The organism is Roseitalea sp., from assembly GCF_984466335.1.
Genome location: NZ_CFIFWG010000128.1, coordinates 1 through 9,306 on the forward strand (window position 1 = coordinate 1; position 9,306 = coordinate 9,306).

A 9,306-nucleotide genomic window follows, 5' to 3' on the forward strand; every position below is an offset into this window, starting at 1 on the left:
CGACGCCTTTGCGTGGGAAGGCACGCCGGCCCAGCTGAATGGCTGGCAACGCGGCCGGACGGGCTATCCGATCGTCGATGCGGGCATGCGCCAGCTCTGGCGGACCGGCTGGATGCACAACCGCGTGCGCATGATCGCCGCCTCCTTCCTGATCAAGCATCTGATGATCGACTGGCGGTGCGGCGAGAGCTGGTTCTGGGACACGCTGGTCGACGCCGACCCCGCATCGAACGCGGCGAGCTGGCAGTGGGTGGCCGGCTCGGGCGCCGACGCGGCGCCCTATTTCCGCATCTTCAATCCGGTCCTTCAGGGCGAAAGGTTCGATCCCGAGGGGGCCTATGTGCGCCGTTTCGTGCCCGAACTCGCCGGCCTGCCGAACAGGTACATCCACACACCCTGGCAGGCGCCGCCGAAGGTTCTGCGCGATGCGGGCGTCAGCCTCGGCAGCTCCTATCCGGAGCCCATCGTCGACCACCAGTGGGCGCGCAAGCGCGCGCTCGACGCCTACAACCGCATGAGGGGGCAAGCCGCGTGAACATCAAACCGGCGCCGGGGCAGTTCGCCACGACCGGCCAACGAAGACGTGTGGCCGTGATCGGCAGCGGCATTTCGGGCGCTTCGGCCGCATGGGCGCTGTCCGGCCGCCATGACGTGACGCTTTTCGAGGCCGAGGACAGGCCCGGCGGACATACGCGCACCGTCGATATCGACCATGACGGCACACCCATCGCGGTCGATGTGGGGTTCATCGTCTTCAACGAACGCAACTATCCCGATCTGTGCGCCCTTTTCGACCATCTCGGCGTGGCCTGCGAAACCACGAACATGAGCTTTGCGATGTCGCTCGACGGCGGCGCGCGCGAATGGTGCGGCCAGAGCTATCTGACCGTGTTCGCCCAAAAGCGCAATCTGGTTTCGCCGCGCTTTTTATGGATGCTGCGCGAGATCCTCCGCTTCAACCGGCAAGCCCGCATCGACCGCGACAACGGCGTCCTCGACGGCATGTCGATCGGCGGCTATCTGGCGCACCGGCGTTTCTCGCACCGTTTCCGCGACGACTATCTGATCCCGATGGCCGCTGCCATCTGGTCGACGCCGATGGTCAAGATGCTCGATTTTCCGGCCCTATCCTTCGTGCAGTTCTTCGACAATCACCGCCTGCTGGAAACGCGCCCGCCGATCTGGCGCACGGTCTCGGGCGGGGCGCGCAACTATCTGGAAAAGCTGCTCGCCGCGCTCGACGATGTGCGCGCGGGCACACCGGTGACCCGGCTCGAACGGCCCACGGGCGGCGGCGCGATCGTCGAGACGGCGCGGGCGCGCGAACGGTTCGATGCGGTCGTGCTCGCCGTCCATTCGGACCAGGCGCTCGCCATGCTCGGCGATGCGGACGCCAACGAGGCCGATATCCTGTCGGCGGTTCCCTACAAGCCCAACCGCGTCGTCCTGCACCGCGATCCCTCCTTCATGCCAAGGCGCCGGGCGGCCTGGGCGGCCTGGAACTATCTGCGCGACAGCGGGGCGGGCGATGCGGGCGGGATCTGCGTGACCTACTGGATGAACCGGCTGCAAAACATCGACGAGCGCCATGCGCTGTTCGTCACGCTCAATCCGACGCGCGAGCCGGCGCCGGGAACCATGTTCGGCGAGTGGACGTTCGACCATCCCCAATATGACGCCCGCGCACTGGCCGCCCAGGCGCGCCTGCCGCTGATCCAGGGGCGGCGCGACACCTGGTTCGCCGGCGCCTGGACCGGCTACGGCTTTCACGAGGACGGGCTGCGCTCGGGCCTTGAGGCGGCCGAGGCGCTGGGCGGCGCGGTCCCCTGGCGCGCAGGCGAGACAGTGCCGGAGCCCGGCGGCTTGCCCCTGCCGGCCGCCGCGCAATAAGGTGGTGCGATGAACGCGCATGTGACCGTTCCGGGCGGGCGGGACGACGCCGCCGGCGGCCCGCTCTTTCCGCCGCCGCGGGAGGCCGCCCTTCTCTATCCCGGCACGGTCATGCATGCGCGGCTGAAGCCGTTCGGCCACCGTTTCACATACCGGGTGTTCGCCGGGCTGTTCGATCTGGACCGTCTTGACGAGGCGGACAGGGCCTCGCCGCTCTTTTCGGCCAATCGACGCAATCTGATGTCCTTTCACGAGGCCGACCACCTGCCGGAGGACAGCGAGCACGCCACGCTGCGCGCGCATGCGTCCGCGCTCGCCCAGGCGGCGGGCGCGGGCCGGCCGGCGCGCATCCTGCTGCTTGCCTATCCGCGGCTTTTCGGGTTCGTCTTCAATCCCCTGTCGGTCTATTTCTGCTATGATGCGGCCGATGCGCTGACCGCGGTGGTCTATGAGGTGCGCAACACGTTCGGCGAGCGGCACAGCTATGTGTGCAAGGTCGAGGCGGGGCAGCTGACCCGCGCCGGGCTGCGCCAGGAACGCACCAAGATCTTCTATGTCTCGCCCTTCATCGGCATGGGCATGCGCTACCGTTTCCGGCTCGTGCCGCCGGGCGGAAACGTCCGGCTGCGCATCCTTGAAACCGAAGGGGCCGAGCCGATGCTTTCGGCGACGTTCGCCGGCTCCGCGCGGCCGATGACGAGCGCGACGCTTGCCGGCCAGATGGCCCGCCTGCCGTTCATGACGCTTAAGGTTGTCGCCGGAATCCATTGGGAAGCCTTGAAATTATGGCTCAAGGGCGCGACACTCATCGCGCGGGGAAAGCCGCCGCATCCTGTCTCCTTCGACGACGCAGCACCGGGCCCCGCCGAATGACGGTCATGGCGCGCGGCGGCCGAAAACGCAAACGGTCCCGTGACCGGGGAGAGCAGGTGGACGGGTAAGATGGCCCCATCGAATAAAATGGGCGGCTCGGCCGACATGGTGCGCGAACTGATCGCCGCCGCCGAGCCGCTGACGCAGAACAATATCGGCCGCTATCTGCGCGGCCTCCCCTTCAAGGCGCGCCTGGCGCTGCGGGCGGCGCTTCACCTGCCCAAGGGCACGCTGACGATCCGGCTGCCGGACCGCCGCAGCGTGAAGATCGACGGCCATGCCCCGGGCCCGGAGGGCATCGTCATCCTCCACAACTGGAACATTGCGCGCAAAGCGCTCTCCGGCGGCACGATCGGCGTGGCCGAAAGCTATGTGGACGGCGACTGGGAGAGCCCCGACGTGACCTCCTTTCTCGAACTGTTCGTCGTCAACGAGGAGCTGGGCACCCGGCTGGCGACGGCGGGCGCGAGCGTCAAGCTGCTGTCGCGCGTCCGCCACTGGTTCAACCGGAACACGAAAACGCGCGCGCGGAAGAACATCGCCGCCCATTACGATCTGGGCAACGATTTCTACGCGCTCTGGCTCGATCCCTCGATGACCTATTCCTCGGCGCTCTACCAGACCGGCGCCAACGATCTCGAAAGCGCGCAAAACGCCAAATACCGCGCCCTGGCCGAGGCCGCCGGCATCACCGGGGACGATCACGTGCTGGAGATCGGCTGCGGCTGGGGCGGCTTTGCCGAATTCGCCGCGCGCGAGATCGGATGCCGCGTCACCGGCCTGACCATCAGCCGCGAGCAGCTCGATTTCGCCCGCCAGCGGATGCGCCTGGCCGGCCTTTCGGACAGGGTGACGATCAAGTTCCAGGATTATCGGGACGAGACCGAGCGCTACGACAAGGTCGTGTCGATCGAGATGTTCGAGGCGGTCGGCGAAGCATATTGGGAAACCTACTTCGCCAAGGTGCGCGACGTGCTCAAGCCGGGGGGCAAGGCCAGCCTCCAGATCATCACGATCGACGAGAATGCCTTTCCGATCTATCGCAAACAGCCCGATTTCATTCAGCGCTACGTCTTTCCCGGCGGCATGCTGCCGCCGCCGCCGGCCCTTCGCGACCTGGGCGGACGCCATGCGCTCGAACTGATCGGCGAGCGCGTCTTCCCCCAGGACTACGCGCGCACGCTGGCCGAATGGCGCGACCGGTTCCGGCAGAGGTGGCCGCAGATCGGCGCGATGGGCTTCGACGAGCGCTTCAAGCGGCTGTGGGAGTTCTATCTGCATTATTGCGAGGCGGGCTTCCGCGCCGAATTCATCGACGTGCGGCAGCTGACGTTCGCCAGAAACGCATGACCGGCACCCCGCCGCGCTGAACCGGCTCGCCGGCGCATGCGTAGCAAAGCCATTGGTCCTTCCTGACGAAAGCTCACCCATGCGCGCTCCGCAGCCGACGGCCAAAGCCGACACGCCGCCGCTTGCGCGCCTGATCGCATATGCGCTGCCGGCGCTGCCGCTCGCGGCATTGACCCTGCCGCTCTACATCCTGCTGCCGGCCTTCTATGCCGGACCTGTCGGCCTGTCGCTGGCGGCGACCGGGGCGGCGCTCGTGGCGATGCGCGTCTTCGATGCGCTCAACGATCCGCTGATCGGCGTGATCGCCGACCGCTGGCGCACGCCCCTTGGCCGCCGGCGGCGCCTGTTCGCCCTCGCCGTACCGCTTTGCGCACTGTCGGCCCTGATGCTGTTCTGGCCGCCCGAGGCCGCCGGCCCGCTCTATCTGGCCGGCTGGGGCATGGTGCTGTCGCTGGGCTACACGGCGGCGGTGATCCCCTACCTTGCCTGGGGCGCGGAGATGGCCGGCGGCTATGGCGCGCGCTCGACGATCGCGGGCTGGCGCGAGGGGTTCACGCTGACCGGCACGCTGATCGCCATCGCCGTGCCCTTCACGCTGGGCTTTGAGGACCCATCGGGCTTTCACGGGCTGGCGCTGTTGGGCGTCGTCATCGCCGTCGCTCTGCCGGCGTTGGGCCTGATCGCCGTCACGACCGTTCCGGAACCGGCCGAGCACACGCGCGCGCGCGTCGGCTGGCGGTCGGGACTGGGCCATCTGCGAGCCAACGGGCCATTCATGCGGCTGATCGCGGCCTTCTTCGTCAACGGCCTGGCCAACGGCATTCCGGCGACGCTGTTCCTGTTCTTCGTCGGCGACTATCTGGGCGCGGCCGAACTGCAAGGGCCGCTCCTGTTCCTCTATTTCGCCTGCGGCGTCGCCGGCGTGCCGCTGGCCGCCGCCGCCTCGCACCGCATCGGAAAGCATCGCGCCTGGTCGCTGGCCATGATCGCCGCCTGCATCGTCTTTGCGACGGTACCGCTCCTGTCCGAGGGCGACGTGGCGGCCTTCGCCGTCATCTGCGCGGCGACCGGCCTTCTCGTCGGCTTCGACCTCGCCATCCCGCCGGCGATCCAGGCCGATGTGATCGATGTCGACACGGCGGCCTCCGGAGAGCAGCGTTCGGGGATCTATTTCGCCGCCTGGAGCCTTGCGACCAAACTGTCGCTGGCGCTGGCGGTCGGGATCGCCTTCCCGTTGCTCGACCGGGCCGGCTTTCAGGCCGGCGGCGGGCCGGGCCAGGACGCCACGGCACTGAGCGCGCTCGTGGTCATCTACGCGCTCGTGCCGGTGGCGCTGAAGCTGGGCGCCATCGCCATCATGTGGACCTTTCCGCTCGACGAGGCGCGGCAGGCGGCGCTGCGCCGAACGATCGAGGCATCGGCCAAATAGGGCCTGTCAGCGCCCGCGAACGACCGAGGCCGGCGTCGTGTCGCCGAACTTCAACTCCCGCCGGTTCCAGCGCGTCGCCCGCCTCATGAGCGCGAAATAGACCGGGTGCGGCAAGAGCCGCAAGAGCTTCAGCAACCAGGTGAAGCGGCGTGGAAAGGTGACCTCGAACCGGCCGTTTTCCACGCCGGCGATCATCGCCACGGCCGCCCTTTGCGCCGGCATCAGCGCGGGCATCTCGAAGCTGTTCTTCTCGGTCAGCGGCGTGTCGATAAAGCCCGGATTGACGATCTGGACGCGAATGTTCATCCGATCCAGATCGAACTTCAGGGATTGGGCCATGTTGTTCAGGGCCGCCTTGGACGCGCCATAGGCGGCCGCGGAGGGAAGGCCGGAATAGGCGGACACCGATCCCACCAGCACGAGTTGGCCCCTGCCGTGCCCCTTCATGCGCTCGACCACCGGCACCAGGCCGTTGAGAACGCCGAACAGGTTGACCTCGAAGGTCTTCTCGAAGGCGCCGATGTCCAGCGCCTCGCCGCGGGTGGGCCAGTAATTGCCGGCGTTGAAGACGGCCATGCGGATCGGGCCGTGCCCGGCCTCGATCGCGGCGACGGCCTCGTTCATCGCCGCCCGGTCCGTGACGTCGCAGGCCAGGGGCCTGACCGACCCCGGAAGCGGCGCGCTCTCGTCGGCAAGCGCGTCAAGCCCGTCGCGACCGCGGGCGCTGGCGACCACGTCGTAGCCCCTTTCGGCAAGCGCCAGGGCGAGCGCGCGGCCGATGCCAGCGCTCGCTCCGGTAATCCAGACGATGCCGTCACCGGCCTTGATGCGATAAAGGTCCATGCCACGTCCCTTGCGTGCTGTGCCGACGATATGGCGCGCGGCGCGCGAAGGAGACAGCCCCGCCGCCAGGCGGCGGAAAGGACCGACTCGCGCCGCCGGATCGTGTCAGATCGACAAGATGTCGCTCAGGCGCTGACGCAGCGGGCCGGTCAGGCGCAGCGGCGCGTCGGTGACCGCAAAGCCGATGCAAGGCACCGTGTCCTCGGCGACCGGACGGTGGTTCACGGACGGGTCGGCGATCGAAATGTCGCCGCGGCCGAACCGGCCGCGCTCGTCGCGGAACGCGCCATCTACGATCAGCGACAGTTCCATGCCCTCATGGGTGTGCGCGGGCACGGTGCGGCCCGGCTTGATCCAGAACATGCAGACATGACAGCCGTCGACATCGTCCACCTCATATTCGCGGAAGCCGGGCATCTTCGTCTTCCAGGGAATGTCGTCCGCCGCGTGGCCGATGAAGTCCTGCAAGGCGCGCGGCATCGTCCCGCAACGCTTGACCGGGTCGCGGGGCCGCGCGGGCGCGCTCGGGCTGGCGAAGATCGCGGCCAGCGCGCCATCGCGGTCGCCCAGGCGCATGGGCGCGACATGTTCGAGCGCCGCGCCCGCCGCGCCCTCCAGCCCTGCGACCAGCGGGCGGTTGGCGGGCGAAAGCTCAAGGTGCGCATCCATCAGCACTTGCAGCGGGCGCGGCAAGGCACCGCTCACATAGCCGCTCAGGAGCGCATCGAGCGAACCATACTGGCCTTCATACATCGAAATCCCCTTGCTGGCGGTCTGCGCCGCCCCGTCGCTCTTGTGTCACGTCTACGCCGGCGGGCACAATGCGGATCACCGGTGAAATTGCTTCCCCATTGTCGTTCGTTCGTGGCAAACAATTCGGTAACCGCCTTGTTTGCGCGGCACAAATGCCTTGCTCGCCCGAACCGGCGCCATTAGCGTCCGGGCAAAGACGGGAGCCCATTTTCCATGCAAGCCTCGATTATCGACCGCATCGGCGACACCCCGCTGGTGAAACTCAAGCGCGCTTCCGAGGAAACCGGCTGCACGATCCTCGGCAAGGCCGAATTCCTCAATCCCGGGCAATCGGTCAAGGACCGCGCGGCGCTGTGGATCGTCCGCGAGGCGGAACGCAGGGGCCTTTTGCAGCCCGGCGGCGTGATCGTCGAGGGCACGGCGGGCAATACCGGCATCGGGCTGACCATGGTGGCAAGGGCGCTCGGATACCGCACGGTGATCGTCATTCCCGAAACCCAGACGCGGGAAAAGAAGGACGCGCTGCGCCTTGGCGGCGCCGAGCTGGTCGAGGTGCCGGCGGTCCCCTACCGCAATCCGAACAATTATGTGCGCCTGTCGGGGCGGCTTGCCGAACAACTCGCGAAGACCGAACCGAACGGGGCGATCTGGGCCAACCAGTTCGACAACCCGGTCAACCGCCGGGCGCATGTGGAGACCACCGCGCCCGAGATCTGGCGCGAAACCGGCGGAAAGGTGGACGGGTTCATCTGCGCGGTCGGCTCGGGCGGCACGCTGGCCGGCGTCGCCGAGGGGCTGCGCGCCCGTGACAAGAACGTCAAGATCGGGCTCGCCGATCCGCACGGCGCGGCGCTTTTCAGCTATTACACGACCGGCGCGTTCAAGTCCGATGGCGGATCGATCACCGAGGGCATCGGCCAGGGGCGGGTCACGGCGAACCTTGAGGGCTTTGCGCCCGATTTCTGCTGGCGCGTGTCCGATGCCGAAGCGCTCGACATCGTCTTCAAGCTGGCGCTCGAAGAAGGGATGATCATGGGCGGGTCGACCGGCATCAACATTGCCGGCGCGGTCCGGCTGGCGCGGGAACTGGGGGCGGGCCATACGATCGTCACCATCCTGTGCGACTACGGCCATCGCTACCAGTCAAAAATCTACAATCCCGCCTTCCTGCGCGAGAAGGGCCTGCCGGTACCCAAATGGATGGAGCAGACGACCGCCATCGACGTGCCGTTCGAGGCGGCGTGAGGTGGCAGGGCGCGGACGGCGGGGGCGATCCATATCGGCAAGATCGAAAAGAAGGGGCGCGAAAATCGCCACTTCCGGATAAGGTCCGGGACAGCCCCACAGCAACAGGACATGCAGGACCAGCCCATGGCCGACAGAAGCCCCTTCGTCGTCTCGCCCGACTGGCTGGAGGCGCATCTGGACGATCCGGGCCCGATCGTCGTCGATGCCTCCTGGTATCTGCCGGACCAGAACCGCAACGCGCGCGCCGAATATGATGCCGCGCACATTCCCGGCGCGGTCTTCTTCGACCAGGACAAGGTGGTCGACTCCGAAAGCGCGCTGCCGCACGCCCTGCCCTCGCCCGCCATATTCGAACGCCACGCCGGCGCGATGGGCATCGCCCGCAACGATACGATCGTCGTCTATGACGGGCCGGGCATGTTCACCGCGCCGCGCGTCTGGTGGATGTTCCGGATGATGGGCGCGCCGAACGCGTTCGTGCTCGATGGCGGGTTCGACAATTGGCGCGCGGCCGGCCGGCCCGTCACGGACGCGCCGACGCGGGTCGCGGAGGCGACCTTCACGGCCAAGCCGGATATGGGCGCGGTGGTTTGGCTGGACGGCATGCGGCGGCTGGTCGAAGACGGCACGGCGCAGATCGCCGATGCGCGCGGACCAGGCCGGTTCACCGGCGCCGAGCCCGAGCCGCGCGCGGGGATGCGCTCGGGCCATATGCCCGGCGCGCGCAACCTGCATTACGCCGCGCTTTCGGACAAGGGCCGCCTGAAGGATCTTGAGGGGTTGCTTGTCGCCCTCGCCGAGGCAGGCATCGACCCGGACAAGCCGGTCGTGACGACCTGCGGCTCCGGCGTGACGGCGGCCGTGATCAATCTGGCGCTGGCATCGGTCGGCGCGCACGACCACCGGCTCTATGACGGATC

9 protein-coding genes are annotated in these 9,306 nt (G+C 67.9%); 7 read left to right on the forward strand and 2 right to left on the reverse strand.

Annotated elements, in window-relative coordinates:
* The 5 genes from AC5E6L_RS11550 to AC5E6L_RS11570 all read left to right on the forward strand — a co-directional run.
* Positions 1-535: FAD-binding domain-containing protein (locus AC5E6L_RS11550; RefSeq protein WP_491773431.1), on the forward strand; the 535-nt coding region annotated here is incomplete at its 5' end.
* On the forward strand, positions 532-1,890 hold the full coding sequence (locus AC5E6L_RS11555) for an NAD(P)/FAD-dependent oxidoreductase (protein WP_491773433.1): 1,359 nt from the start codon (positions 532-534) through the stop codon (positions 1,888-1,890). The genes AC5E6L_RS11550 and AC5E6L_RS11555, both read left to right, overlap by 4 nt.
* 9 nt (positions 1,891-1,899) lie before the next feature.
* Entirely contained in the window at positions 1,900-2,763 is an 864-nt protein-coding gene (locus AC5E6L_RS11560) for a DUF1365 domain-containing protein (RefSeq protein ID WP_491773435.1), read from the forward strand.
* A gap of 105 nt (positions 2,764-2,868) precedes the next feature.
* On the forward strand, positions 2,869-4,113 hold the full coding sequence (locus tag AC5E6L_RS11565; protein ID WP_491229997.1) for a class I SAM-dependent methyltransferase: 1,245 nt from the start codon (positions 2,869-2,871) through the stop codon (positions 4,111-4,113).
* A gap of 79 nt (positions 4,114-4,192) precedes the next feature.
* The gene (locus AC5E6L_RS11570; RefSeq protein ID WP_491773437.1) at positions 4,193-5,542 is read left to right on the forward strand and encodes an MFS transporter; all 1,350 of its coding nucleotides are present in this window, start codon (positions 4,193-4,195) and stop codon (positions 5,540-5,542) included.
* A 6-nt stretch (positions 5,543-5,548) separates the two neighbouring features.
* Here AC5E6L_RS11570 and AC5E6L_RS11575 read toward each other — a convergent pair whose 3' ends face one another.
* Both AC5E6L_RS11575 and AC5E6L_RS11580 read right to left on the reverse strand, forming a co-directional pair.
* Positions 5,549-6,385, reverse strand: a complete 837-nt coding sequence (locus AC5E6L_RS11575) for an SDR family NAD(P)-dependent oxidoreductase (protein WP_491229993.1) — start codon at positions 6,383-6,385, stop codon at positions 5,549-5,551.
* Positions 6,386-6,490: 105 nt separating this feature from the next.
* Positions 6,491-7,138 (reverse strand): ChrR family anti-sigma-E factor, encoded by a 648-nt coding sequence (locus AC5E6L_RS11580; RefSeq protein ID WP_491229996.1) that lies wholly within the window; start codon positions 7,136-7,138, stop codon positions 6,491-6,493.
* A 213-nt stretch (positions 7,139-7,351) separates the two neighbouring features.
* On the opposite strand from AC5E6L_RS11580, the gene AC5E6L_RS11585 reads away from it, so the two are divergent.
* Positions 7,352-8,383, forward strand: a complete 1,032-nt coding sequence (locus AC5E6L_RS11585) for a cysteine synthase A (RefSeq protein WP_491773440.1) — start codon at positions 7,352-7,354, stop codon at positions 8,381-8,383.
* A gap of 126 nt (positions 8,384-8,509) precedes the next feature.
* On the forward strand, positions 8,510-9,306 hold a 797-nt coding region (locus AC5E6L_RS11590), incomplete at its 3' end, for a sulfurtransferase (RefSeq protein WP_491773442.1).